Source organism: Methylobacterium nigriterrae, from assembly GCF_037106235.1.
GTDB classification, from domain to species: Bacteria; Pseudomonadota; Alphaproteobacteria; order Rhizobiales; family Beijerinckiaceae; genus Methylobacterium; species Methylobacterium nigriterrae.
This window is the reverse complement of the sequence record NZ_JBAWTG010000018.1, coordinates 25201-47201: the sequence shown is the minus strand read 5'-3', so window position 1 is coordinate 47201 and position 22001 is coordinate 25201. Positions and strand designations below refer to the sequence as shown.

Here is a 22001-nt window from a genome sequence, read left to right as displayed (position 1 = left end):
CACGCCCTGTAACCCCGCCCCGGCCTCATCCGTGCGACCCGGCCCGCCCGAACGGAGACCCGATGCGCTACTATCTCGGCCTCGCCACCACCTTCCACGACCCGGCCCTCGCCCTGGTTGGCCCGGACGGGCGCGTGCTCTTCGCGGAGGCCGCCGAGCGGTTCCTGCAGTACAAGCGCGCGCCGAACTGCGAGCCCGACGCCGCGACCCGGATGATCGGGCTCCTCGAAGAGCACGTGCCGCGCGGCTCCGAGATCGTGCTCGCCTCGACCTGGGGCCCGCAATTCACCGCGTTCCTGCACGGGCAGGCGCAGGCCGGAGCCTTCACGGTCGAGGCGCTGAGGCAGCACGGCACCGCGCTGAACCGGTCCTTCGTGCCCGAGCGCGCCGAGCGTGTCTTCATCGCCGAGCTCAACCTCGCGCAGATGCGGGCCGGCTACGGCACCCTGCTGGCGCTCGACCAGGAGACCCGCTGGACCGGCACGCCCCGCGCCGCGATCGCGGCGCAGCGGCGCTACCCGCATCACCTGACCCACGCGGCCTACGGGCTCTGGGGCAGCCCGTTCGACGAGGCGACGGCGCTGATCGTCGACGGCATGGGCGAGACAGGGGCGGCCGCGATCTATCGGATGCGCGCCAACCGCATCGAGGAGGTGCGCCGCCATCGCGGGCGCGGCTCGGTCGGCTTCCTGTACGGGCTCGTGACGGATCTCGCGGGCTTCGACCAGGTCAAGGGCGAGGAATGGAAGATCATGGGGCTCGCCCCCTACGGCCGGCAGGACCCGGAGCTGATGGGGCTCCTGCGCCGCCTGTTCTCGGCCGAGGGCGGGCGGCTGCGGTTCGCCGACGACGCCACCGTGCGGGCGGTCGCGGATGAGATCCTGTCGCGTCGCCCCGCCGACGCGCGGGAGGCCGGCTGGGCCGACCTCGCCCGCTGCGGCCAGGACGTCTTTGCCGAGATGATGGACGTGCTCGTGGCCGAGGCCGAGGCGCTCGCCCCCCACGAGAACCTCGTCATCGCGGGCGGCTGCGGGCTCAACTCCTCGTATAATGGCCGGGTGCTCGGCCGCTCGGGGTTCCGGCGCCTGCACGTGCCCTCGGCGCCGGGCGACGACGGCACCGCGATCGGGGCCGCCTGGCTCGCCTATGCCGAAGACCATCCGGACTGGGCCGGGCCGGACCGGCAAGCGCGGCCGCTGACCCCCTATCTCGGCGCGCGCGTCTCCACCGAGCCCTTCGAGCGCATGGCCGCCTGGGAGCCGAGGGCACGCTGCCTCGGCCATGACGGCGTCACCCGGGAGGCCGCCCGCATCCTGGCGGAGGGCGGGCTCGTCGGCTGGGTGCAGGGGCGGGCCGAGTTCGGGCCCCGCGCCCTCGGGAACCGCTCGATCCTGGCCGACCCGCGCCCGGCCCACGCCAAGGACGCGCTCAACGCCAAGGTGAAGTACCGCGAGGCCTTCCGGCCCTTCGCGCCCTCGATCCTGGCCGAGGCCGGGCCGGACTGGTTCGAGGATTACGCCGACAGCCCCTACATGGAACGCACGCTCGTCTGGCGCGAGGCGGTGCGGGGCCGGGTCCCGGCGGTGGTGCACGCGGACGGGACCGGGCGGCTGCAGAGCGTGACGCCCGAGCGCAACCCGGCCTACGCGGCGCTGATCGCCGCCTTCGCCGAGCGCACGGGCGTGCCCTGCCTTCTCAACACGAGCTTCAACGTGATGGGCAAGCCGATCCTCCACACGGCGGAGGACGCGATCCTGATGTTCTACACCACGGGGCTCGACGCCCTCGTGGTGGAGGACTGGCTTCTCGTGAAGTGAGGGATCCTACTCGCAGATCTCGACGCGCTTATAGGTGAACTCGGCGTCGTCGATCCACACCTTGCGGCGCTCGTAGTGGCAGACGGGCGCGCGGCGCGGGCGCTCGTACACGACCTCGGGCTGCTCCTCCACGTAGACCGGGCGCGGGCGGTAGGCCGGCGGCGGGGGTGGGGCGGGCTGGGCGCCGTTGATGATGGCGCCCGCCGCGACGCCGCCCAGCACGCCGCCGGCGACGCCGCCGAGGATCGCGGCGTTGACGCCGTCGCGGGCGCTGGCCCCCTGAAGGCCGGCCGCGAGCAGCAGGGCGCCGAGGAAGGCAGCCCGGAATCCGAGTGATGGGGTGGTGGCGCGCACGGTCGTGATCTCCCGAAACCTCTGCGCGAGAAGAACAGCAGGATGCTTAAGAATCGCCGAACGGAGCCCGGCGAGAGCTGCTCCTTCCGCGCACGTGACGGTACGCCGCGGCGTCCCGTGCGCAGCGGCACCTGCCGCGCGCCTCAGACGAGCGCGTCGAGGCTGCCGATCACGGCCGTCGGCGGCAGGTCGGCATACTCGTCCGGCAGGCTCTTGCGGTTGACCCAGGCGGTCGCGAAGCCGAAGGCGGCGGCGCCGGCGATGTCCCAGCGGTTCGAGGAGCAGAACAGCACCTCGTGCGCTCCGATCCCGAACCGGTCGAGGGCGATCCGGTAGGCGGCCGGCGCCGTCTTGAAGGTCTTCGCCGCGTCGACCGACAGGACCGCGTCGAGGCAGCCGGAGAGCCCGGCGGAGGAGACCGCCCGCTCCAGCATCTCGGCATTGCCGTTCGACAGGATCGCGGTGCGGATGCCTCGGGCCTGGAGGGCCCGCAGAGCGGCCGGCACCTCGGGATAAGCGTCGAGGTCGCGATAGGCGTCGAGGAGCCGCTCGCGCAAGGCCCGGTCCACCCCCGGATGCAGGGCGAGCGCATGGTCGAGCGCAGCTTCGGTCAGCGACCAGAAGCTCCGGTAGCGCCCCATCAGGGCGAGGACCCAGCTGTACTCGAGCTGCTTGCTGCGCCAAGCCTCCGAGAGGCGGGCGGCGTCCGGCCCCACGGCCTCCGCGTGGCGCTGCACGGCGGAATGGACGTCGAACAGGGTGCCGTAGGCATCGAAGACGGCGGCTTTCCTGCCGGCGGTGAGGGTCTGCTCGCCCATGCTGGTTCTCGCGCGTGTCGTCCTCACATCTGGCGCGGGGCGGCCCCGCTTCCAGAGCGTCAGGCGCGGCGCAGACGAAGCCCGAACAGGTGGAGCGTGGCGACGAGCAGGAGCCCGTAGACCGCGGCGCCCGCGAGCCCCAGAAGGCTCAGCACGGCGATCTCGCGCAGGTGCGGCAGGGCCGGCACGATTCGCTCGGCGAGCGGCAGGCCGACCAGGGCCGTCGCGGCGAGCCCCAGGCAGGCGAGCGCGACGCCGAGCACGGTGACGCCGAGGCTGCGCCCCGGCGCGGTCCAGCCCCGGCGCCAGGCGAGGGCGACGAGCAGGATCAGGTTCACCCACTGGCTCACCGCGGTGGCGAGCGCGAGGCCGGTGACGCCGTAGGGGCCGGTGAGCAGGAGCTTCAACGCGACGTTGACCGCGATGGCGGTGAGCGAGGCGTAGAGCGGCGTCGCGGTGTCCTGGCGGGCGTAGAAGCTCGCCACGGCGCTGCGCACCAGCACCACCGCGGGCAGCGCCAGGCCGTAGGCGGCGAGCACCGAGGCCGCGCGTGCGGCATCCTCGGCGCTGAAGGCGCCGCGCTGGAACAGGGCCGCCATGATCAGGCCGGGCAGCGTCAGGAAGGCCACCGTGAAGGGGGCCGAGAGCGCGAGCGAGAAACCAGCCGCCCGGTTCTGCGCCGCGTGCGCGCCCGCGACGTCGCCGGCCGCGATGCGCCGGCTCATCTCGGGCAGCAGCACGGTGCCGGCCGCGATCGCGATCACCCCGAAGGGCAGCTGGTAGAGCCGGTCGGCGTAGTAGAGGGCCGAGACGGCGCCCGTGGGCAGGAGGCTCGCGATGATGGTGTCGGCGAACGCCGCGATCTGGAACCCGGCCGAGCCGATCACGGCCGGGCCCAGCACCCGGAAGAAGCGGGTCATGGCGGGGTCGCGCAGGCCCGGCGCGGCGGGCCGCGGGGCGACGCCGGCCCGGCGGCAGCCCCACCAGAGCAGCCCGAACTGCAGCAGGCCCGACACGGCCACGCCCCAGGCCGCCGCGTAGCCGGCATTCGGGAACAGGAAGGCGAGCGCGAGGGCGGACAGCATCGCGAGATTGAGGAGCACGGGCGCGCCGGCCGCCACCGCGAAGCGCCGATGCGCGTTGAGCACGCCCGAGAGCAGCGTCACCAGCGTCATGAACAGCAGGTAAGGGAAGGTGATGCGGGTGAGTGAGACGGCGAGCGCGAACCGCTCCGGATCCTCCGAGAAGCCCGGCGCCAGCGCCCGCACCACCCACGGCATCGCCGGCAGCGCCAGCGCCAGCAGCACGATCTGCGTGATCAGCATCAGGCTGAAGATGCGGTCGGCGAAGGCCCGGCCCTCGCCCACGGCACCGGCCTCCTCGAGGCCGGCATAGGTCGGCACGAAGGCGGTGTTGAAGGCGCCCTCGCCGAAGATCGCCCGGAAATGGTTCGGCAGCCGGAAGGCGACCACGAAGGCGTCGGCGACCGGCCCGGCGCCCATCACGGCGGCCATGACCACGTCGCGGGCGAAGCCGGTGACGCGCGAGACCAGCGTCCAGCCGCCGACCGAGAGGATGGAGCGGATCATGGGCGGGCGACGGGCTGCTCGGGAGCGGCGGCCGGTGAGATCGACACCCGTGGCAGACGCATGGACGCGACAGGCCCCCTCTCCCGTTCGGGAGAGGGTTGGGGTGAGGGATGCGACCTCTCCGGAAAGGACTCATCCCTCACCCGGTCCTCCGGCGCGGACTCGACCTCTCCGGCACGGGAGAGGTGATCCGCGCTCGATGCGCGGCCAGTCCGCGTGACCCATGGCTGCGCCCCCGCGGCGCGGCGTTCGTTCGATCCTGTGGGAATGGCCCTGGCGCCTCATCTCGTCCGGGTCGGCCCGGCGGGGCGCATCAAGAGCCCGTTTTGAGCGCCGTCTCAAGGGGCGAATCGCGAGGGACGCGCGCCGCGGGCCGGCGGCCTGCGGCGCGACGTGCAAAAGCGCCTATCTCGACGCCTCGGCGTACATCGCCTCCACGTGCTCCCAGTTCACGAGGTTCTCGACGAAGGCCTTGAGGTAGTCGGGGCGGCGGTTGCGGTAGTCGATGTAGTAGGAGTGCTCCCACACGTCGACGCCGAGGATGGGCTTGGCGCCGTGCACGAGCGGGTTCTCGCCGTTCGGGGTCTTCATGATGGCGAGCTTGCCGTCCTTGACCGCGAGCCAGGCCCAGCCCGAGCCGAACTGCCCGACGCCCGCCTGGATGAAGTCCGCCTTGAACTTCTCCGCGCCGCCGAGATCCTCGTCGATCTTCTTGGCAAGCGCACCCGGGATCGCGCCGCCGCCGTTCGGCTTCATCCACTGCCAGAAGTGGATGTGGTTGTAGTGCTGGCCGGCGTTGTTGAAGAGCGCCTGGTTGGTGTTGTAGCTCGCCTTGACGACCTCCTCGACGCTCTTGCCCTGGAGGTCCGTGCCCTCCAGCAGCTTGTTGCCCGTGTCGACATAAGCCTTGTGGTGCTTGTCGTGGTGGAACTCGAGCGTCTCCTTCGACATGTAGGGGCCGAGCGCGTCGTAGGCGTAGGGGAGTTCCGGCAGGGTGAAGGTCATCGGCATCTCTCCATGATGGAAGGCGGCTTCAGGGACGGTCGGGGGACGTTCCTGAAACGCGCGGGGTGACGTCTCTCGCCGGCGGCCACGCGGGGCGCGCGCCGCACTTAAGGCAACGGCCGCTTAGGTAAGTCGGTGCCCTGGCCAGGGCAACGCCGCCCCGGCGAACAGGCTGTGCGAAAGAACGCTTGCGCCCGCCGGCAGCCGCGGTATCCCGGTGCTCGGAGCCGGCCGGCCTGTGCGGACCGGCTTGCCCAGGCGACATCCCCGTGGATGACCGGCCGTTTGCCGGCCCGGGGGCCCGGCGCGGTTTTGCAAAACGGCGCCAGCGCCTTACTGTCCGGAGCCCGCGTTCCCGGCCTGTCAGTCAGAGAGTTCCATGATCCTCGCGCTGTTCGCGCTCGCCGCCCTCATGATCATCGGCGGCACCGCGTCCGTGATCCAGGGCTTTCCATTCGTCCGTCTCGAGAGCGGTCTCGCGATGGTGATCGCGGGCGCGACCGTGGCCTCGGCCGGCGCCGTCCTGATCGGTCTCGGGGCCGTGGCGCTCGGCCTGAAGCACGTGGAGCGGGCCTTCGCCGCGCGGCGCGGGCTCGACGCCGCTCCGGCTCCGGATTTCGGGACGAGGCCGCAGGCCGCGCCGCCGCGGCTCGATCCGATCCTGCCGGAAGCCCCGGCGGCGGCCTTCGGCACGGCGCGTCCGATCCTCGGCGGGGCCGCGTTCGGAGGTGCCGCTCTCGGGGCCGCCACGCTCGGGGGCGCCGCGCCGGCGACGGGCCGCACGCCCACCGAACCGACCTTCGCGGACGCGCTCGTCGCCCGCCGCGACGAGCCCGCGGCGCGGCCCGACCCGGCAGAGCCCGAATTGCCCCTGGCGGAGCCGCTGACGGAACCCTCCGCGGCCATGCCGGAGCCGGGGACGGGCTCGACCGAGCCTTCGCCCGCGGCCGAGCCGGATGACGGCATCGCTCCCGAGGACGACCTGTTCGCGGCACCCGAGCCCGTGCGCCCCGCCGCGAGCGAGGCGGAGGTGGCGCCGCCGCTGCGCCCGGCCCTCGACACCGCGCCGGAGCCCGAAGCCCCCTCCGAGCCGGAGCCGGCTCAGGAACCCGCCGAGACCGAGCCGAAGCTCGAGGTGGTCGGCACCTACGCGTCGGGGGGCAACACCTACGTGATGTATTCCAACGGCGCGATCGAGGCTGACACTCCGCGCGGCCGCTTCACCTTCGGCTCCCTCGACGAGCTCAAGGCCTTCGTGGAATCCGGCGGCGAGTCGGACGCGCGGGGCGCCGCCTGAGCCGCTGCTGCCAGATTCTCGCCCGCCGGCACCGACGGCCCCTTGAGCGGGACGGGTGAGGCGCGCCCGGTCCGGCCGACGTGGCACCGGCGCCGATGCGCGAATCCACGAGCCCGCGCGGGGAAGCCTCTCGCAGGACGGGCGGCCGGGGCGGCGGGGCAAATCGCCGCCGCGGCTGGACGCTGCCCGGCAGCGATCCTTGTCTGCCCTGCGCCTGCCTCTTGCCGAACCCGCGCTCAAGCTTCACAAGTTGCGCCCTGAGTCCGCCGACGCGCCCGCGCGCTCAGGCCGCCGCTCCCGGCGGCGGGTCACGCCTCTCGTCGCGCCCGACGCGCCCTCAGGACCTGTCGATGCTTCGTGCCCTGCGCTGCCTCCTCGTCGGAGCCCTCGCCCTGCCGGCCCCCGGCATCCCTCTCCTCGCCGCGGCGGGCGGCACTGGGCTCGGCCTCGCCCTGACCGGCGCCGTCGCCCAGGAGGCGGACGGCGCGTCCGAGGAGGCCGGGGGCCGCCGGAGGCGGGGGCACGGCCGGGCGCAGGCCGCCAAGACGCCAGCCAAGGCGCCCGTCACGCCTCCCGGCATGCAGCAGGCGACGCCGGTGGCCGTGATCGGCGACTGGAACGTGTTCGCGAGCGGCCAGGGCAAGACCCGGCTCTGCTACGCCATCGCGCAGCCGACGGCGCGCGTGCCGAGCAGCCTCAAGCGCGACGAGGCCTACCTGTTCGTCACCGTCCGCAAGGGCGAGAACGTGCAGAACGAGGTGGCGGTGATGCTGGGCTTCCCCTCGAAGCCGGCCGCGAGCCAGTCGAAGCCGGGCGCCCCGCCGGCCGCCACGGACCCGATCCTCACCCTCGGCAACACCCGATACCCGCTCGTCCTGAAGGACGGGAACGCCTGGCTGCAGAACCAGGCCGAGGAGGGGCGGGTCGTCGCCGAGATGAGCGGGCGCACGCCGAAGCTCTTCGTCAAGACGACCTCGCTGCGGGGCAAGCCGACGAGCGACGAGTACGCGCTGGCGGGGTTCGGCGAGGCGATGAAGCGCACCCGCGAGGAATGCAAGTAGGGCCGCGGCCGCGATCAGACGGCCACGAGCCGCCGGCCCGCCTCGTGGCGCAGGCCGTGGCGGGCGCGGGGGCCACCGCGCCGGCGGAGGCGCTCGCGCGCGGCCTTGGCGGCCTGCTCGACGCTGCGGAACACCGCCCCGTCCAGGGGATCGAAATCGCGCGACGAGGAGAAGAAGCGGACGCCGCCGGGCTCCGGCACGGCGATGCCGGCCGTCACCTCGCCGACCTCGATGATGCGGGCCGCCGTCGTCGGTACCGCTTGGCCATCGAGGCGGGCGAGCGTCGGGAGATGGTCGACGAAGGGGTCGGCGAACTGGAGGGCGAGCGGCTTCTCGGCTGAGGGGAACTGGGGCATCGGACACGGGACTCCTGCGGCCGTCCGTTCACGGGCGGCCTTGCGGTCGGATCGCGGGCTGACGGGAGGGTTCGCGGGCGGGTCAGCCTCGACAGCAATCGCGCGCGCTGCACGGCCAAGCGCAGGCATAGGGGAGTCTCGGGACGGCGGTGGAAACAGTCACGGCAAGTCATCCTTTCAACGAAGGACCACGATGCGCGAGCGCTTCGCGGTGCTTTAGCGTTTGGTGACGCGGCGCAAGCTACACTTCAAATCACCGCGGCGAGCGAGGCAGCTGGACATCGCTCGACGTCTTCAGGATGGTGCCGCGAACCCGTTCCGTCAACGGGATATTTCTTTCGAAAAGAAGCTCGGCCGTGGGAGACGTACGGCCCAGGACCACATTCGAGCAGACGCTTCCTTCGGTCTCAGGCGAACCCGACCATTCGGTCTAGGTCGGAATAGTCACGGAAGATCCGCGAGGCCCCGGCCGCCGTGAGGTCGGCGCCCGCCGGGTCGTGCCGCCAATGGCCGCCTCCCGTGAAGCCGACGACGCTCATGCCGGCGGCGCGCGCCGCCGTGACGCCCGGCACGCTGTCCTCGATGACGAGGCAGGCTTCCGGGGCGGAGCCCATCCGGGCGGCGGCATGCAGGAACAGGTCCGGGAACGGCTTGCCGCGCGCCACCTCGACCGAGGAGAAGATCCGTCCCTCGAAGAGCGGCAGCAGGCCCGTCAGCCCGAGGGAATGGCGCAGCCGCACGGGATCGCTGCTCGAGGCGACGCAGTGCGGGATGCCGAGGGCGGAGACCGCCGCCGCGACGCCCGTCATGGCACGCAACTCCCGGTCGAAGGCTCGCAGCGTGTCGGCCTTGACGGCCTCCACGAAGCCCTCGGGCGCGGCGACCCCGTAATCGCGCGCGACGTGCCCCATGATCGAGGCCATCGAGGTGCCGGCGAAGCGCGCCCGCACGGTCTCGACGTCGATGGCAACGCCGATCCCGTTGAGGCCCGCGGTGAGGCGCGCGAGGCTGATCGGCTCGCTGTCGATGAGAACGCCGTCGCAATCGAAGATGACGAGCCCGATGGGCCGGACCTCCGCCGCGACGGTCCGCCCGCTCCCGCTCATGCCTGCGTCCATGTCCAAGGGATGTCCCGCGTCTCCGTGCGGCGCTCCTCTCGCACGGGCGGCCTGCGGGCGGCAATCGCGCGCGTCGTCGCTTGCACCGGAACCGCCCGGCCCCTACTCCACCCCTGGCGGCCACGGGCCGCCCCCGAGCGCGAGACCGAAGAGACGCGATGTTCCGCTTCCTGTGCCGCTTCCTCGGCCTCCTGCTCCTCGCCGGAGGCTTCGTGGCCCTCGTCTACGACGGCGCCCGCTCGATCGCGAATAACGGCCTGCGGGTGACGCCGCTGAGCGAACTCCTCTTCACCCTGTTCAAGGACAAGGCGAGCGCGCTGCAGGGCACGGTCGAGGGCGTCGCCCCCTGGCTCTGGCAGCTCCTCGTCCTGCCGCTCACCCTGGCGCCCGCCTCGCTGCTCGGGCTCGGGCTCGGCGCGATCCTCCTCTGGCTCGGCCAACCCGCACGCGAGCCGATCGGCTTCCTGACGCGGCCGTGACCGCGGCGACGGGCACGCTTCCGGGATGGAGGGCGCCACCCCATATTCCGGTTCAGCGACCCGTTCCCGAGCCGGCGAGGATGCCCGATGTTCCTGTTCCGCAAGCGCCCCGAGATGCCGAGCCCCGCCGACGCGCTGCCGGGCCGGCCGAACCCGATCCCGACCGCCGAGCGGCACTTCGTCAACGGCAACCCGCTCAAGGGCCCCTACCCGGAGGGCACGCGGACGATCGTGCTCGGCCTCGGCTGCTTCTGGGGCGCCGAGCGGAAGTTCTGGCAATTGCCCGAGGGCATCGTCGTGACGGCGGTGGGCTATGCCGGCGGCCACACGCCGAACCCGACCTACGAGGAGGTCTGCACCGGGATGACCGGCCACAACGAGGTCGTGCTCGTGGCCTTCGACCCCTCCGTGCTGCCCCTCGAATCCGTGCTCGGGACTTTCTTCGAGAGCCACGACCCGACGCAGGGGATGCGCCAGGGCAACGATGTCGGCACCCAGTACCGCTCCGGCATCTACGTCACGGACGAGGCGCAGGCCGAGACCGCACGGCGCGTGCGCGCGGCCTATGCCGAGGCGCTGAAGGCGCGCGGCTACGGCGACGTGACCACCGAGATCAAGCCGCTGGAGCACTTCTACTTCGCGGAAGACTACCACCAGCAGTACCTCGCCAAGAACCCGGGCGGCTATTGCGGGCTCGGCGGCACCGGCGTCTCCTGCCCCGTCGGGACCGGCGTCGCAGCCTGAGGGTAGCGCTGCGCGCGGGCGGTCAGGCGGCCCGGCGCTCCCGGGCCGTGGCGGGCGGCCAGCCCGGCGTGCCGATCTCGACGCGCCGCTTGCCGGCGGCCTTGGCGCGATAGAGGGCGGCATCGGCGATCTCGAACAGGCCGCCGGGGGTGATCGAGGCCGCCGACGCGGCCGCGGCCCCCACCGTGATGCCCACCTCGACCTGCGTGCCGCCGGGCAGCGTGATCGGCTCGCCGACCGCCGTGATGGCGCGCTCGCCCAAGGCACGCAGGGCCGCGCCGTCGAGCCCGCTGCCGACCGCCGCGAACTCGTCGCCGCCCAGGCGGAAGATCTCGGCCGCACCCGCGAACGCGGCCCTGAGGCGCCCCGCGACGACCGTCAGGACGGCGTCTCCGGCCGGGTGGCCGTACCGGTCGTTGACCGGTTTGAAGCCGTCGAGGTCGAGGCAGAGGATGTGCGCGCTCCTGCCGCCCGCGAACGTCGTCCGGCAGGCGCGCTCGAAGGCGCGGCGGTTGCCGAGCCCGGTGAGGTGATCGCGCAGGGCGGCGCGCTCGTTCTCCAGGGTCGATTGGAAGGCGCCGCCCGCCAGGAGCGCCACCTGTTCGGTGACGCCCCGCACGGCCAGCACCGCGAAGGGCAGTTGCACCGCGAACAGGCCGAGGACCGGCTCCCGCACGAAGAACGCGGCGAAGACGTTCGGCAGAACGAGCACCGCACATTGCAGCGTCGCCAGGTTCGGGACGCTGAAGTTGCGCACGCACAGGGGACCCATCACCGCGACCGCGGATACGGAAGCCAGCAGGATGCTCGGCCAGTCGCCGCTCAGAAAGACGCACAGGGTGACGAGTCCCTGCAGCGTCGGCCAGAGCAGGTTCATCCCGACGTAGAGGTCCGTCGCGGTTGGCAGCCCCCGCGCCGCGTTGCGGTGGCAGCCCGCGCGCACGACGACGCGCAGGACGAGCAGCAGGGCGTCGAGTCCGGCCAGCGCAGCGACGCCCGGGCTCCGCAGCCACAGCGCGATGACGGTGGCGACCAGGACGGAGTTCAGGCCGCCGAGCACGAGGGCCTTCAGGTTCGCGAAGTAGTTGGACAGGAGGATGTGGTGGACGGCCGGCGAGAGCGCGCGATGCGGGCGCATCAGCCAGCGCCCGACCCGCGTGCGCGGGGCCGAGAAGGACAGGACCACATTCCGCGCTTCGTCTGTCTCCCCGCTCATGCGACCCGATCCGACCTGATGGTGTGCCAACAGGACCGAGCCTGCCAGACAGTGCTCTATTGCCGGTTAATCTGCAATGGCCCCGGATCAACCAATCGATGCGCGGGATTGCAAGTCGCGAAGGCGCCGACTTACGGACAACGACTCTGGATTGTTCAGGTCGATCCTCGAGCAGCCCGTCGCGGCGACCGGCTTGCCGCCCCCGCGGGTGCATGCGACACAGCGCGCCGTCGTGCACGGGAATCGAGAGACGGATGCTGGAGAGAGCCTTCGAGAAGGCATTGTTCGCGTGCCGGTGGCTGCTGGCCCCGTTCTACGGGGCGCTGGCGATCGGCCTGTTCGTGCTGCTGGTCAAGCTCCTCCAGGAACTCGCCCATTTCGCGCTCCACGCTCTCGAATCGAACGAGTCGCAGACGATCCTCGGCGTGCTGACGCTGGTGGACCTGTCCTTCACCGCCTCGCTCCTGATCATCGTGATGTTCTCGGGCTACGAGAACTTCGTCTCGAAGTTCGACCATTCGGACCACAAGGACTGGCCCGAATGGATGGGCACGATCGACTTCACGGGACTGAAGCTCAAGCTGATGTCCTCGATCGTGGCGATCTCGGCGATCCAGCTCCTCAAGGCCTTCATGGACGTGAAGGCCAGTTCCGACCGCGACCTCGCCTGGCTCGTCGGCCTGCACATGATCTTCGTGGTCTCGGGGCTCCTGATGGCCCTGACCGACCGCGTCGCGGCCGGCCACCACGACAAGTAGGCGGGGCTCAGCGCGCCTTCAGGACGGCCCGGCAGGCGGCGGGCAGCGCCGCGAGCGTCATCGGAGGCTTGGGCTTCGGCTTCACCTTCGGGGGCTTCGGGTGGAGGACCGCGTCGCTGAACCAGTAGGCCAGCTCCTCGCCGCAGCCGTCGCCGGGCGGCGGCGGGGCCTGGTCGCCGCAGCTCTCCGCCCCGTCCGGGCAGGCGAGGCGGATATGGTAGTGGTAATTGTGCCCGTACATCGGGCGCACCTTGGTGAGCCAGCCGCGGTCGCCGCCGGCCTCCCGGCACAGCGCCTTCTTGATCGCGGCGTTGACGAAGATGCGCGCCACCTCGGGCTGCTGGGCGGTGAGGCGGATGAGCCGCGTGTGCTCGGGCGTCCACACCTGAGGGTCGATGTCGAGACGGTCGGCCCGCACCATGTCGGTGGCCGAGATCTCCTCGCGCTCGACCCGGCTCATGCGGTGACCCGGCATCGGGGTGAGCCAGACGTCGGCGTCGAGCCCGAGCTGATGCGAGGCGTGGCCGGTCAGCATCGGGCCGCCGCGGGGCTGAGACATGTCGCCGACGAGGAGCCCGGGCCAGCCCACCTTCGGGGCCTTGGCCGCGAGCCGCTCCAGGAAGGCGACGAGGTAGGGCGTGCCCCACATCCGGTTGCGCGACAGCCGCATGACCTGCCAGGTGGCGCCGTCGACGGGCAGGGCCTCGCCACCCGAGAAGCAGCCCTTCGCGTAGGAGCCGTAGGGATGGGCCGGGCCCGCCGCCGGACCCGTCGCCCGGCCGAACAGCTCCTTGGCGGGCGTCGTCGGCGCATCCGGGTCGGCGAGCGGCGGCAGGGGCTTCGGGTTGACGCTGCCCTTGTCCTGGGCCCGCGCCCCGGCCGTCAGTGCGAGGAGCGCCAGGGCGGTGGCGGCGAGGACGAAGCGCGGCTGTGTCGGCATGGGGCCAAGCTATCCGGTCGGGCGGGGAGGCGTCGAGGGGCGGGGAGCCGTCACGATGTCCCGGGCCGGATCGCGCTCGCGAATCCTCGCCCGGGACAGGCCGGAACGTCGCCGTCGCGGACGGCGTTTTTCGGGCAGGCACCGCAGCTTGTGGGGAGTAACGTCATGGAATCCGCAACCACCGATACGGGGTCGCACAGCCTGATCGCCAGCGACCGGGTGATCGGCACCGACGTGCGCCGGCCCGACGGCGAGCGCGTCGGCACGATCGAGCGGCTCATGCTCGACAAGAAGTCGGGCCGCGTCGCCTACGCGGTGATGAGCTTCGGCGGCTTCCTCGGCCTCGGCGAGGGCTACCACACCCTGCCCTGGAGCGTGCTGCGCTTCGAGCCGGAACTCGACGCCTACGTGGTGGACATCACCGCCGAGCAGCTGCGCGACGCCCCGCCCCGCTCGCCGGAGGGCACCGATCCCTCGCAGGAGCGGGACTGGGAGGAGCACGTCCATCGCTACTACAACGCGACGCCCTACTGGGGGATATGAGATCTACTCCGCCGGGCCGCACCAACCCGGCAGGTAGCCGGCCTCCGGCGACTTGGCATGCGCCATCGCCTCTTCGATCGCCTGCGAGAAGTCGTGCTGGATGCGCTTCGCCTTGACATTGCGGCGCAGGAAGTCGGCCCACAGGAATTCGCTGAAGGGCGTGGTGTCCTTGGCGAAGCCGCCGGCGCGGCGGAGTTCTCCGGCGAGGCTCCGGTAGGGATCGTCGGCGAGGTCGGCGATCGCCTTCGGGATGTCCTTGAAGCCGACGCGCACGCCCTCGGAATCGTAGGGATGCGCCCAGGCCTTGTGGTCGCAGACCGTCCAGAACGCGTCCTTGTCGAGCTTGTGCAGGTCGGCCACGACCGTGACCAGCACGTTCTCGACCCCCTCCAGCTCAAGCGCGCGGGCGAGGTGGTGGTGGTCGATCACGTAGTGGCGCTTCTTCGGCCCGAGCAGCGTCGGGATCATGTGGGCGCCGAGGAACTCGGCCCGCTTGTCCGGGTCGTGCTCGCGCCAGCGGCGGCGCTTCTCCTCGACCTCGCGGTAGCCGACCGTCACCTGCGTGGGGCGCAGCTCCGCGATCGGGACCGGCTTCAGCAGCGGCTCGCGAATGGTCATGGTGTCCTCCTCGTCCTGAGCGGGCAAGCGTTGCCAGAGACACCCGCCCGCCCCGCTCGGGAAGTGGGCGGCCGCTCACGCTTTCGTGTTCCGGGCAGCCCATCAGGTCAGGCCAGCCATCCTGCGGACGAGCGCCCACTCGGCTTGCGTGACCGGCTGCACCGAGAGGCGAGAATTGTTGACGAGCACCATGTCCTTCAGGCCGGGCTCCGCCTTGATGGCGTCGAGGCTCACGGGGCGCGGCAACGCCTCGACCGCGCGCAGGTCGACCATGCCGAAGCGTCCGGTCTCGTCGGTGTGGTCGGGATAGTAGGGCCGGATCACCTCGACGATGCCGACGACCGCCTTGCCCTCGTTCGAGTGGTAGAAGAAGCCGAGATCCCCGACCTGCATGGCCATCAGGTGCTTCTTGGCGAGGTGGTTGCGCACGCCGTTCCAGCAGGTGCCGCCCTCCCCCGCCGCGACCTGCTGCTCCCAGGACCACGCCTCGGGTTCGGACTTGTAGAGCCAGTGCGCCATGCGGGTCCCCTCGCGGATGCGGGAGGCTGCTTAGAGCATGCCGCGGAAAAGTGGCAACGGCTTTTCGCTCAAAGCATGCTCTAACTTATTGAATCGATCATGTTTTCTGCGTTTTGACCGATTCGGTCAAAACGCAGCATGATCGAGCGGAGATCGCGGGGCGCTCCCATCGCCCCGGCGGCGTCATCCCCGGCCGAGCGCATCGCGCCAGTAGCGCAGGCTGTCGGCGTTGACGGGCGCGCCGCGCTCCGCGTTGCGCGCGGTGACGAGGGCGAGGAACGCCTCGGCCTCGGCAGGCCCGAGGAGCGCCCGGACGGCCGAGAGGATGCGGCTGATGCGCAGGTGGTTGTGGTCGTGGGCGCGCAGCCAGAACTCCGTTTCGTCGTAGAAGCGCCGCATGCGCGCGAGCGCGGCACGCAGGCCCGCCAGCGCGGCCGGGTCGGCGCGGATCGCCTCCGCCTCCCGCGCGCTCAGCACGGGCGCCCCCGGTACGGCCCGGCTCGCCTCCGGCAGGGGGAAGCACCATTGGATGAAGTCGTGCACGCCCTCGATGCGGGCGTCGTCGAAGGCGAGAACCTGCGCCAGCGTGCGGCCGGAGCCGTCGCGGCCCGTGCCCGCCGGGAAGGCGTGGATGCGGCCGCCGCTCACTCCGCCTCCCCGCGCAGGGGCCGGGCCAGGAGGGAGGCGACGACGCCCTCGACGCTCGCCCCGCCCGAGACGATGGCCGCGACCGCCTCGGCCACCGGCATCTCGACCGAGCGGGCGCGGGCGAGCGCCACCAGGGCGGCGGCCGTGAAGGCGCCCTCCGCGAGCTTGCCGCCGGAAGCGTCCTGCGGGCTCGCGCCCTCCCCGAGGCGCTGTCCGAAGGCGAAGTTGCGCGATTGCGGCGAGGACGCCGTGAGCACGAGGTCGCCGAGGCCCGACAGGCCCATCAGGGTCTCGGGCCGGCCGCCGTACTGGCGGGCGAAGCGCATCAGCTCCGCGAAGGCGCGGGCGATGAGCGCCGCCCGCGCGCTCTCGCCGAGGCCGCGGCCCGCGACGATGCCGGAGGCGATCGCGAGCACGTTCTTGCCCGCTCCCCCGATCTCGACGCCGCGGACGTCGTCGGTGTGGTACAGGCGCAGGCTCGGGCCGGACAGCATCCGGGCGAGACCGGCGGCGAGGCCGGCATCCTCGGCCGCGAGCGTGACCGCGGTGGGGAGATTCCGGGCGACGTCGGCGGCGAAGCTCGGACCGGAGAGGACGGCGACCGGGGTGCCGGGCGGCAGGGTCTCGGCCGCGACCGCGCTCATGAAGGCGTCGCTGCCGCGCTCGATGCCCTTGGCGCACAGCACCACCGGCGCTCCCGGCGCGAGATCGGGACCGAGCTGCCCGAGCACCGCGCGCGTGGTCTGCGCCGGGGAGACCAGGAGGACGGCCCCGGCACCGCGCAGGTCGGCGCCGTTCGCGGTCGCGCGGATACGGGGATGGAGCGGCACGCCCGGCAGATAGCGGGCATTCTCGCGCGTCTCCTCCAGACGCGCGGCGGCCTCGGCGTCGCGCAGCCAGAGCACGACCGGCCGCCCGGCCGCCGCCGCGGCGTTCGCGAGCGCCGTTCCCCAGGCGCCACCGCCCACGACCGCGACCGCTTCATCCTGCTGGCTCATGCCGTCGCCCTCATGCCGCCGCCTCCCCCGAGGCGAGGAAATCCGCGGCCGCCAGACGATACAGCACGTGGCGCCGCAGGGGATCACCCGGGGACAGCGCCGGGTGATCGAAATCCTCGGCCGGGTCGCGGCTCATGCCGAGGCGCTCCATCACGCGGCGCGAGGGTGCGTTGCCGGCCGCCGTGAAGGCCACCGCCGCCTCGACCCCGCAGCGGGTGAACAGGTCGTGAAGGGCGAGCCGTGCCGCCCGGGTGGCGAGGCCCCGGCCCCAGCCGGCCCGCGCCAGCCGCCAGCCCACCTCGACGAGGTGGCCCGGCCGGTCGCCGCCCGCGAAGGGCATCGGCCGCATCAGCCGCATGGCGCCGACGAAGCCGAGGAAGGGCTCGGCCTGACCGCCAGGCCCCGCTTCGGCGGCGAGCGCCCAGGGGCCGAACCCGTCCGCCTCGAAGCGCCGGTCGAGGGCGCGGGCCTCCCACAGGCTCTCGGCCCGGCTCTTCACATCGGGAAAGTGGCGCATCACCGCGGGGTCGGCGTTGAGGGCCGCGAAGGGCGCGTCGTCCGCCCGCCGCCAGCGCCGGAGCAGGAGCGTGCCGTCCCGCAGGCCGTCGGGCGCGGACTCGCTCGTCCGCTTGCCGCGCCAGTGCAGGGAGCGCCGGTCGAGCAGGTCGAGGTCGGCGCGGGCCGCCAGCACGGCCTCGCCGAGCTCGATCGCCGCGCTGAGCCTGGCCGGCGGCATGTTGGCCCAGGCGGGCGCGGCCACGCGCTCGCGCCAGGGACCGCCGCAGGCATTGTCGAGGAGGATGCGGGCGAAGCAATGGTCGAGGCGCACCGGCCAGCCGGGACGCCCCGGCGCGGCCGCGGGCAGGCGCCGGTCCACGAGGTCGCGCCAGCGGGCCCGGACCTCGGCGGCGGGGTCGCCCGGGAACAGGTCCGGCGCGTGCGCGGACGGGCCGACCTCCGGAAGGTTGCCGCGCGGCAGGACGAGGCGGCCGCCGCCCCTCACGCCGCGGGCGCCTCCGCGAAGGGCCAGCGGGCGCGGGCCGGCGCCGTGAGGTCGTCGACGAGCCCGAGGCGCAGGCGCTCGAGCCCGGCCCAGGCGATCATGGCGCCGTTGTCGCCGCAGAGGGCAAGCGGCGGCGCCACGAAGGCGAGGCCCGCCTCGCCGGCCTGCGCGGCGAGCGCCCGCCGGACCGCGCCGTTGGCCGAGACGCCGCCCGCCGCCACGAGCGCCGTCGGGTGGCCCGCCACCGCCCCGAAGGTCCGCAGCGCCACGCGGACGCGGTCCACCACGACGTCGACGATGGCAGCCTGGAAGCTCGCGCAGAGGTCGGCGACGTCGCGCTCGGCGAGCGGCGCGATCCGCTCCGCCTCGATCCGCAGGGCCGTCTTGAGGCCGGAGAGCGAGAAGTTCGCCTCGCGCCGCCCGATCATCGGCCGCGGCAGGGCGAAGCGCTCGGGATTGCCGGCCTCGGCCATGCGCTCGACCTCGGGGCCGCCCGGGTAGCCGAGTCCCAGGAGCTTGGCCACCTTGTCGAAGGCCTCGCCGATGGCGTCGTCGATGGTGGTGCCGAGCCGCACGTAGTCGCCGACGCCCTTCACGGCGACGAGCTGGGTGTGGCCGCCGGAGGCGAGCAGCAGAAGGTAGGGGAAGCGCAGCCCGTCGGTGAGCCGCGCCGTGAGCGCGTGCGCCTCCAGGTGGTTCACGGCGAGGAGCGGCTTGCGGGCGACGAGCGCCAGGGTCTTGGCCGTGACGAGGCCGATCAGGACGCCGCCGATCAGGCCGGGACCCGCCGCCACCGCGATCCCGTCGAGATCGGACAGCCGCATCCCGGCCGTGCCCAGCGCCCGATCGATCAGCCGGTCGAGCACCTCGACATGCGCGCGGGCGGCGATCTCCGGCACGACGCCGCCATAGGCCGCGTGCTCGGCGATCTGGCTCAGCACCTCGTTGGCCAGGATCAGCCCGCGCCCGTCCTCGCCGGGCGCCACGATGGCCGCCGCGGTCTCGTCGCAGGTGGTTTCGATGCCGAGGACGTTCATGGGGACGTTCATGGGATCGGGTCGGTTCCGCTGGCGGGGACGGGCCGGCACCCTACCCGCCCTGCCCCGGTCGGGGCAACGACGGGCGGGCGCCGGCCGGAGATCCTCGTCCCATCCTACTCCACCGGCGCGATCGCGATCTTGATCGAGTCGCGCTTCGCCCCGCTGATCTCGATGATCACCGGGCTGCCTCCGAACTGGTAGCGCAGGCTCTTGCGGATCGTCGGGCAGCCGCGGGCGCCCGTGTGCGCGACGGGAGTCTTGGTGGTCTCGCCGTCCTGGCTCACGTCGATCCAGGCCTCGCCCGAGAGCGTGACCTGAAAGATCCCGGCCATCACGGGCGCCGGAAAGCGCAGCCCCCCCCCGTAGCTGCCCGGCGCGGGCGTCCGCGAGGGCGGGACCGTGTACTGGACCTCGGCATCGGGCTTGAGCCGCAGCACCGCGCCCGGCATGTCGGCCTGGACGGTCGCGCCGGAGGCGACCTCCGCGAGGCCCGGGGCGGCGAACCAGGCCTGCTCGCGCAGCAGGGGCCACGCGAAATCCATGCAGGCCGGCGGCACCGCGGTGCCGGCTTGGCCTTCCTGCGCCCCGACGGCGCCGGCGGCGAGACAGAGGGCGAGGCTGAGGGCAGCGCGCGTACGCATCCGCCTCAATCCACCGCCACCATGACGTCGGAGGACTTCACGACGGCGTAGGCCTGGCCGCCATTGACCAGCTTCAGGGCCTCGACGGATTCGTTGGTGATCGCGGCGGTGACGACCTGCCCGGGCGAGATCTCGATCTTCACGTGTGCGGTGGTGGCGCCCTTCTCGATGGAGACGACGGTGCCCTTCAGGACGTTGCGCGCGCTGATCTTCATACTCCGGACTCCTCTGCTCGCCGCGGATCGCGGCGGACGGACCCTACACCTCCCGGCGTGACGGTTCGATCTCCCGCCGCGCTGGATTCCGGACGTTTCAGGAGATGTGATCGCCCTCGGAACCCGCCTCCTCCTCGGGGATCGCGGGGGCGCCCCAGGCGATCAGGACGGCGTTGAGGTCCTCGAGCACGAAGTGGCGGGCGCTGTCGCGATCGTAGCCCTCGGCGAGGAGATCGTCGTAGTCGGTGAAGACGTGGCGGGCATAGGCGGTCAGCGCGAGGCGGGCGGCCGTCTCGGGCGCCGCGCGGCGCAGGCCCGCGCTCGTCAGCGCCCGGTCGAGAGCCGCCTCGGCCTCGAAGGCGGGCAGGCGCGGGGCGAGGCGGCGCAGCGCCGCGGCGATCGCCTCCCGCCGGTTGGCCGGCCGCGCTCGGTGTGTCGCGGCCATCGGATCGTCCACAGATCCGGCGGCATCCGAGCCCGCAGGGAACGCTTTAGCCATGAATCGCACGCCATAATTCCTGCCATCCCGAACGTTAACGTTCGGATCGCAGCCGGGCAGACGCGTCCCGAACCCGGGTTCGGGACGCGATCGCGGCGGAGCTTATCTTCCGGGGATCACCTGTCCATGCGCCGCATCCTGGCCGCGACCACCCTCGCCGCCCCCCTCCTGACCCTGCCGATCCTGGCCCTGCCGGTCCTGGCCCAGCAACCCGCGCCGGGCGCCTCCGCGCAGAGGCCCGGGCGCAACATCACGGCGACCGGCGTCACCAAGCCGCCGCCCGGCGCCGCCGCGGCCACGCCGCTCAACCCGACCACGCAGGCCGAGATGGCCAAGGCCCAGAAGGCGGCGGCCGCGCGCGACAAGGCCTGGGACACCAAGATGCGCACGACGATGGGCTCGATCTGCCGGGGCTGCTGAAGCCCCGAGTGGACCCGGCCGGCGCGCCCCGGCCCCTCCGCGGTCCGGGCGAACACGGCTGCATCGCGTGGGCGGCGACGATCCCGTCGCCCGGCCGGGAGAGACCGCCCCCCAACGCAGAAGGGCCGCCCTCGCGGACGGCCCTTCGAACAACGCGGCTACCTGACCGCGATCAGCGCGAGTAGAACTCGATGACGAGGTTCGGCTCCATCTGCACCGCGTAGGGCACCTCGGAGAGGCCCGGCACGCGGGTGACGCGGGCGGTCATCTTCTGGTGGTCGACCTCGATGTAGTCCGGCACGTCGCGCTCGGCGAGCTGGCTCGCCACCACGACGATCTCGAGCTGGCGCGAGGCTTCCTTCACCTCGATCACGTCGCCGGGCTTCACGAGGTAGCTCGGGATGTTCACGCGGCGGCCGTTGACCTTGATGTGGCCGTGGTTGACGAACTGGCGCGCCGCGAACGGGGTCGCGACGAACTTCGCGCGGTAGACCACGGCGTCGAGGCGGCGCTCGAGAAGGCCGATCAGGTTCTCGCCGGAATCGCCGCGCAGGCGGATCGCCTCGGCGTAGTAGCGGCGGAACTGCTTCTCGGTGATGTTGCCGTAATAGCCCTTGAGCTTCTGCTTGGCGCGCAGCTGCGTGCCGAAGTCGCTCATCTTGCCCTTGCGGCGCTGGCCGTGCTGGCCGGGACCGTACTCGCGGCGGTTCACGGGGCTCTTCGGGCGGCCCCAGATGTTCTGGCCCATGCGGCGATCGAGCTTGTGCTTCGCCTGAACGCGCTTCGACATCGCGTATCCTCTCAACGTGTCACATACGAGGAACGCGCCCTCCTCTCCCCGGGGACCGAGCCCTCGGGACGACAGGGCGGGGATGAGCCCACCCGCGGGTGCGTATGAAAAAGCCACGGGGCCCCTCATCGGAGCCCCGCGAACCCGGCGTCCTTAGTGCAGGCGCGCCGGATGGTCAATCCTCGCCGACAGCGATGGGCCGAGGCGCCGCGACGGAAACGTGACCGAACGGATCGCGATCGGTCGCGTTGAGCGACGAACCCGCCCGGATGATCCGATGTCCACTCGCCTCGCGCGCGCCGCCCTCCTCGTCCTCGCCGTCGCGCTGCCGGCCGGCGCGGCCGTTCCCGCCCTGGCCGGCCCGGCGCAATCCTACGTGTACCGGGAGCAGCGCTTCCGCAACGCTTGCCCGCCGCCGCTCAAGTTCGCGGCCGGGGCCTGCGTTCGGCGCTGCCCGGCGGGCTACCAGAATATGGGTGGGTATTGCCGCCTCAGGTCGATGCGGTGGTAGCCGC

General features: G+C 72.5%; 27 protein-coding genes. 9 read left to right on the top strand and 18 right to left on the bottom strand.

Going from position 1 to position 22001, the window contains the following annotated elements:
* Positions 1-62 precede the first annotated feature (62 nt).
* On the top strand, positions 63-1817 hold the full coding sequence (locus WDW90_RS12225; protein WP_336487656.1) for a carbamoyltransferase family protein: 1755 nt from the start codon (positions 63-65) through the stop codon (positions 1815-1817).
* 6 nt (positions 1818-1823) lie between these two features.
* Here WDW90_RS12225 and WDW90_RS12220 read toward each other — a convergent pair whose 3' ends face one another.
* From WDW90_RS12220 to WDW90_RS12205, 4 genes are all read right to left on the bottom strand, one after another.
* Positions 1824-2171 (bottom strand): hypothetical protein, encoded by a 348-nt coding sequence (locus tag WDW90_RS12220; RefSeq protein ID WP_431311024.1) that lies wholly within the window; start codon positions 2169-2171, stop codon positions 1824-1826.
* A gap of 143 nt (positions 2172-2314) precedes the next feature.
* Positions 2315-2989: a haloacid dehalogenase type II gene (locus WDW90_RS12215; protein ID WP_336487655.1), complete on the bottom strand. Its 675-nt coding sequence runs from the start codon at positions 2987-2989 to the stop codon at positions 2315-2317.
* A 59-nt stretch (positions 2990-3048) separates the two neighbouring features.
* Positions 3049-4578 carry a murein biosynthesis integral membrane protein MurJ gene (gene murJ / locus WDW90_RS12210; RefSeq protein ID WP_336487654.1) on the bottom strand — a complete coding sequence of 510 codons (1530 nt, stop codon included), beginning with the start codon at positions 4576-4578 and terminating at the stop codon, positions 3049-3051.
* Between the two features lie 405 nt (positions 4579-4983).
* Positions 4984-5583, bottom strand: a complete 600-nt coding sequence (locus tag WDW90_RS12205) for a superoxide dismutase (RefSeq protein WP_336487653.1) — start codon at positions 5581-5583, stop codon at positions 4984-4986.
* A gap of 379 nt (positions 5584-5962) precedes the next feature.
* On the opposite strand from WDW90_RS12205, the gene WDW90_RS12200 reads away from it, so the two are divergent.
* Positions 5963-6880, top strand: a complete 918-nt coding sequence (locus tag WDW90_RS12200; protein WP_336487652.1) for a hypothetical protein — start codon at positions 5963-5965, stop codon at positions 6878-6880.
* 350 nt (positions 6881-7230) lie between these two features.
* Complete coding sequence (locus WDW90_RS12195; protein ID WP_336487651.1) at positions 7231-7941, top strand: invasion associated locus b family protein; 711 nt, start codon at positions 7231-7233, stop codon at positions 7939-7941.
* 14 nt (positions 7942-7955) lie between these two features.
* Here the strand turns inward: WDW90_RS12195 and WDW90_RS12190 are convergent, their stop codons facing one another.
* Together WDW90_RS12190 and WDW90_RS12185 are read right to left on the bottom strand one after the other, a co-directional pair.
* A complete protein-coding gene (locus tag WDW90_RS12190; RefSeq protein WP_336487650.1) occupies positions 7956-8297 on the bottom strand; it encodes a hypothetical protein in 342 nt (113 codons plus the stop codon).
* Positions 8298-8704: 407 nt separating this feature from the next.
* Positions 8705-9403: an HAD family hydrolase gene (locus WDW90_RS12185; RefSeq protein WP_336487649.1), complete on the bottom strand. Its 699-nt coding sequence runs from the start codon at positions 9401-9403 to the stop codon at positions 8705-8707.
* 170 nt (positions 9404-9573) lie between these two features.
* Between WDW90_RS12185 and WDW90_RS12180 the strand changes: the two genes are divergently transcribed.
* Both WDW90_RS12180 and msrA read left to right on the top strand, forming a co-directional pair.
* Complete coding sequence (locus tag WDW90_RS12180; protein ID WP_336487648.1) at positions 9574-9894, top strand: PetM family of cytochrome b6f complex subunit 7; 321 nt, start codon at positions 9574-9576, stop codon at positions 9892-9894.
* Between the two features lie 87 nt (positions 9895-9981).
* On the top strand, positions 9982-10638 hold the full coding sequence (msrA, locus tag WDW90_RS12175; protein WP_336487647.1) for a peptide-methionine (S)-S-oxide reductase MsrA: 657 nt from the start codon (positions 9982-9984) through the stop codon (positions 10636-10638).
* A 22-nt stretch (positions 10639-10660) separates the two neighbouring features.
* On the opposite strand, the gene WDW90_RS12170 is transcribed toward msrA, so the two are convergent.
* On the bottom strand, positions 10661-11854 hold the full coding sequence (locus WDW90_RS12170) for a GGDEF domain-containing protein (RefSeq protein ID WP_336487646.1): 1194 nt from the start codon (positions 11852-11854) through the stop codon (positions 10661-10663).
* Positions 11855-12108: 254 nt separating this feature from the next.
* Between WDW90_RS12170 and WDW90_RS12165 the strand changes: the two genes are divergently transcribed.
* Complete coding sequence (locus WDW90_RS12165) at positions 12109-12612, top strand: TIGR00645 family protein (protein ID WP_336487645.1); 504 nt, start codon at positions 12109-12111, stop codon at positions 12610-12612.
* Between the two features lie 7 nt (positions 12613-12619).
* On the opposite strand, the gene mepA is transcribed toward WDW90_RS12165, so the two are convergent.
* Complete coding sequence (mepA, locus tag WDW90_RS12160; protein WP_336487644.1) at positions 12620-13552, bottom strand: penicillin-insensitive murein endopeptidase; 933 nt, start codon at positions 13550-13552, stop codon at positions 12620-12622.
* A 165-nt stretch (positions 13553-13717) separates the two neighbouring features.
* Between mepA and WDW90_RS12155 the strand changes: the two genes are divergently transcribed.
* Positions 13718-14095: a PRC-barrel domain-containing protein gene (locus tag WDW90_RS12155; RefSeq protein WP_336487643.1), complete on the top strand. Its 378-nt coding sequence runs from the start codon at positions 13718-13720 to the stop codon at positions 14093-14095.
* A gap of 3 nt (positions 14096-14098) precedes the next feature.
* Here WDW90_RS12155 and WDW90_RS12150 read toward each other — a convergent pair whose 3' ends face one another.
* The 9 genes from WDW90_RS12150 to WDW90_RS12110 form a co-directional block, all read right to left on the bottom strand.
* Positions 14099-14713: a ParB-like protein gene (locus WDW90_RS12150; RefSeq protein ID WP_336487642.1), complete on the bottom strand. Its 615-nt coding sequence runs from the start codon at positions 14711-14713 to the stop codon at positions 14099-14101.
* Positions 14714-14815: 102 nt separating this feature from the next.
* The gene (locus WDW90_RS12145; RefSeq protein WP_336487641.1) at positions 14816-15232 is read right to left on the bottom strand and encodes an EVE domain-containing protein; all 417 of its coding nucleotides are present in this window, start codon (positions 15230-15232) and stop codon (positions 14816-14818) included.
* Between the two features lie 183 nt (positions 15233-15415).
* Complete coding sequence (locus tag WDW90_RS12140; RefSeq protein WP_336487640.1) at positions 15416-15880, bottom strand: hypothetical protein; 465 nt, start codon at positions 15878-15880, stop codon at positions 15416-15418.
* Complete coding sequence (locus tag WDW90_RS12135) at positions 15877-16878, bottom strand: NAD(P)H-dependent glycerol-3-phosphate dehydrogenase (protein ID WP_336487639.1); 1002 nt, start codon at positions 16876-16878, stop codon at positions 15877-15879. Before WDW90_RS12135 ends, WDW90_RS12140 begins: the two co-directional genes overlap by 4 nt.
* Before the next feature lie 10 nt (positions 16879-16888).
* A complete protein-coding gene (locus WDW90_RS12130; protein ID WP_336487703.1) occupies positions 16889-17806 on the bottom strand; it encodes a GNAT family N-acetyltransferase in 918 nt (305 codons plus the stop codon).
* 71 nt (positions 17807-17877) lie between these two features.
* Positions 17878-18918, bottom strand: coding sequence for a tRNA (adenosine(37)-N6)-threonylcarbamoyltransferase complex transferase subunit TsaD (tsaD, locus tag WDW90_RS12125; protein ID WP_336487702.1), 1041 nt, complete (start codon positions 18916-18918; stop codon positions 17878-17880).
* 116 nt (positions 18919-19034) lie between these two features.
* Positions 19035-19562 (bottom strand): hypothetical protein, encoded by a 528-nt coding sequence (locus WDW90_RS12120; protein ID WP_336487638.1) that lies wholly within the window; start codon positions 19560-19562, stop codon positions 19035-19037.
* A 5-nt stretch (positions 19563-19567) separates the two neighbouring features.
* Positions 19568-19777 carry a TOBE domain-containing protein gene (locus tag WDW90_RS12115; protein ID WP_336487637.1) on the bottom strand — a complete coding sequence of 70 codons (210 nt, stop codon included), beginning with the start codon at positions 19775-19777 and terminating at the stop codon, positions 19568-19570.
* A 97-nt stretch (positions 19778-19874) separates the two neighbouring features.
* On the bottom strand, positions 19875-20222 hold the full coding sequence (locus WDW90_RS12110; RefSeq protein ID WP_336487636.1) for a DUF2293 domain-containing protein: 348 nt from the start codon (positions 20220-20222) through the stop codon (positions 19875-19877).
* 180 nt (positions 20223-20402) lie between these two features.
* Here WDW90_RS12110 and WDW90_RS12105 point away from each other — a divergent pair, with 180 nt between their 5' ends.
* A complete protein-coding gene (locus WDW90_RS12105) occupies positions 20403-20696 on the top strand; it encodes a hypothetical protein (protein WP_336487635.1) in 294 nt (97 codons plus the stop codon).
* A 172-nt stretch (positions 20697-20868) separates the two neighbouring features.
* On the opposite strand, the gene rpsD is transcribed toward WDW90_RS12105, so the two are convergent.
* The gene (gene rpsD / locus WDW90_RS12100; protein ID WP_336487634.1) at positions 20869-21486 is read right to left on the bottom strand and encodes a 30S ribosomal protein S4; all 618 of its coding nucleotides are present in this window, start codon (positions 21484-21486) and stop codon (positions 20869-20871) included.
* A gap of 277 nt (positions 21487-21763) precedes the next feature.
* Between rpsD and WDW90_RS12095 the strand changes: the two genes are divergently transcribed.
* On the top strand, positions 21764-21997 hold the full coding sequence (locus tag WDW90_RS12095; protein ID WP_336487633.1) for a hypothetical protein: 234 nt from the start codon (positions 21764-21766) through the stop codon (positions 21995-21997).
* Positions 21998-22001 lie beyond the last annotated feature (4 nt).

Excerpts from the sequence above, each read along its gene's own strand:
- WDW90_RS12225 (WP_336487656.1), top strand. The coding sequence starts at position 63 with ATGCGCTACTATCTCGGCCTCGCCACCACCTTCCACGACCCGGCCCTC.
- WDW90_RS12215 (WP_336487655.1), bottom strand. The coding sequence starts at position 2,989 with ATGGGCGAGCAGACCCTCACCGCCGGCAGGAAAGCCGCCGTCTTCGAT.
- murJ (WP_336487654.1), bottom strand. The coding sequence starts at position 4,578 with ATGATCCGCTCCATCCTCTCGGTCGGCGGCTGGACGCTGGTCTCGCGC.
- WDW90_RS12205 (WP_336487653.1), bottom strand. The coding sequence starts at position 5,583 with ATGACCTTCACCCTGCCGGAACTCCCCTACGCCTACGACGCGCTCGGC.
- WDW90_RS12200 (WP_336487652.1), top strand. The coding sequence starts at position 5,963 with ATGATCCTCGCGCTGTTCGCGCTCGCCGCCCTCATGATCATCGGCGGC.
- WDW90_RS12195 (WP_336487651.1), top strand. The coding sequence starts at position 7,231 with ATGCTTCGTGCCCTGCGCTGCCTCCTCGTCGGAGCCCTCGCCCTGCCG.
- WDW90_RS12190 (WP_336487650.1), bottom strand. The coding sequence starts at position 8,297 with ATGCCCCAGTTCCCCTCAGCCGAGAAGCCGCTCGCCCTCCAGTTCGCC.
- WDW90_RS12185 (WP_336487649.1), bottom strand. The coding sequence starts at position 9,403 with ATGAGCGGGAGCGGGCGGACCGTCGCGGCGGAGGTCCGGCCCATCGGG.
- WDW90_RS12180 (WP_336487648.1), top strand. The coding sequence starts at position 9,574 with ATGTTCCGCTTCCTGTGCCGCTTCCTCGGCCTCCTGCTCCTCGCCGGA.
- msrA (WP_336487647.1), top strand. The coding sequence starts at position 9,982 with ATGTTCCTGTTCCGCAAGCGCCCCGAGATGCCGAGCCCCGCCGACGCG.
- WDW90_RS12170 (WP_336487646.1), bottom strand. The coding sequence starts at position 11,854 with ATGAGCGGGGAGACAGACGAAGCGCGGAATGTGGTCCTGTCCTTCTCG.
- WDW90_RS12165 (WP_336487645.1), top strand. The coding sequence starts at position 12,109 with ATGCTGGAGAGAGCCTTCGAGAAGGCATTGTTCGCGTGCCGGTGGCTG.
- mepA (WP_336487644.1), bottom strand. The coding sequence starts at position 13,552 with ATGCCGACACAGCCGCGCTTCGTCCTCGCCGCCACCGCCCTGGCGCTC.
- WDW90_RS12155 (WP_336487643.1), top strand. The coding sequence starts at position 13,718 with ATGGAATCCGCAACCACCGATACGGGGTCGCACAGCCTGATCGCCAGC.
- WDW90_RS12150 (WP_336487642.1), bottom strand. The coding sequence starts at position 14,713 with ATGACCATTCGCGAGCCGCTGCTGAAGCCGGTCCCGATCGCGGAGCTG.
- WDW90_RS12145 (WP_336487641.1), bottom strand. The coding sequence starts at position 15,232 with ATGGCGCACTGGCTCTACAAGTCCGAACCCGAGGCGTGGTCCTGGGAG.
- WDW90_RS12135 (WP_336487639.1), bottom strand. The coding sequence starts at position 16,878 with ATGAGCCAGCAGGATGAAGCGGTCGCGGTCGTGGGCGGTGGCGCCTGG.
- tsaD (WP_336487702.1), bottom strand. The coding sequence starts at position 18,918 with ATGAACGTCCTCGGCATCGAAACCACCTGCGACGAGACCGCGGCGGCC.
- WDW90_RS12120 (WP_336487638.1), bottom strand. The coding sequence starts at position 19,562 with ATGCGTACGCGCGCTGCCCTCAGCCTCGCCCTCTGTCTCGCCGCCGGC.
- WDW90_RS12115 (WP_336487637.1), bottom strand. The coding sequence starts at position 19,777 with ATGAAGATCAGCGCGCGCAACGTCCTGAAGGGCACCGTCGTCTCCATC.
- WDW90_RS12110 (WP_336487636.1), bottom strand. The coding sequence starts at position 20,222 with ATGGCCGCGACACACCGAGCGCGGCCGGCCAACCGGCGGGAGGCGATC.
- WDW90_RS12105 (WP_336487635.1), top strand. The coding sequence starts at position 20,403 with ATGCGCCGCATCCTGGCCGCGACCACCCTCGCCGCCCCCCTCCTGACC.
- rpsD (WP_336487634.1), bottom strand. The coding sequence starts at position 21,486 with ATGTCGAAGCGCGTTCAGGCGAAGCACAAGCTCGATCGCCGCATGGGC.
- WDW90_RS12095 (WP_336487633.1), top strand. The coding sequence starts at position 21,764 with ATGTCCACTCGCCTCGCGCGCGCCGCCCTCCTCGTCCTCGCCGTCGCG.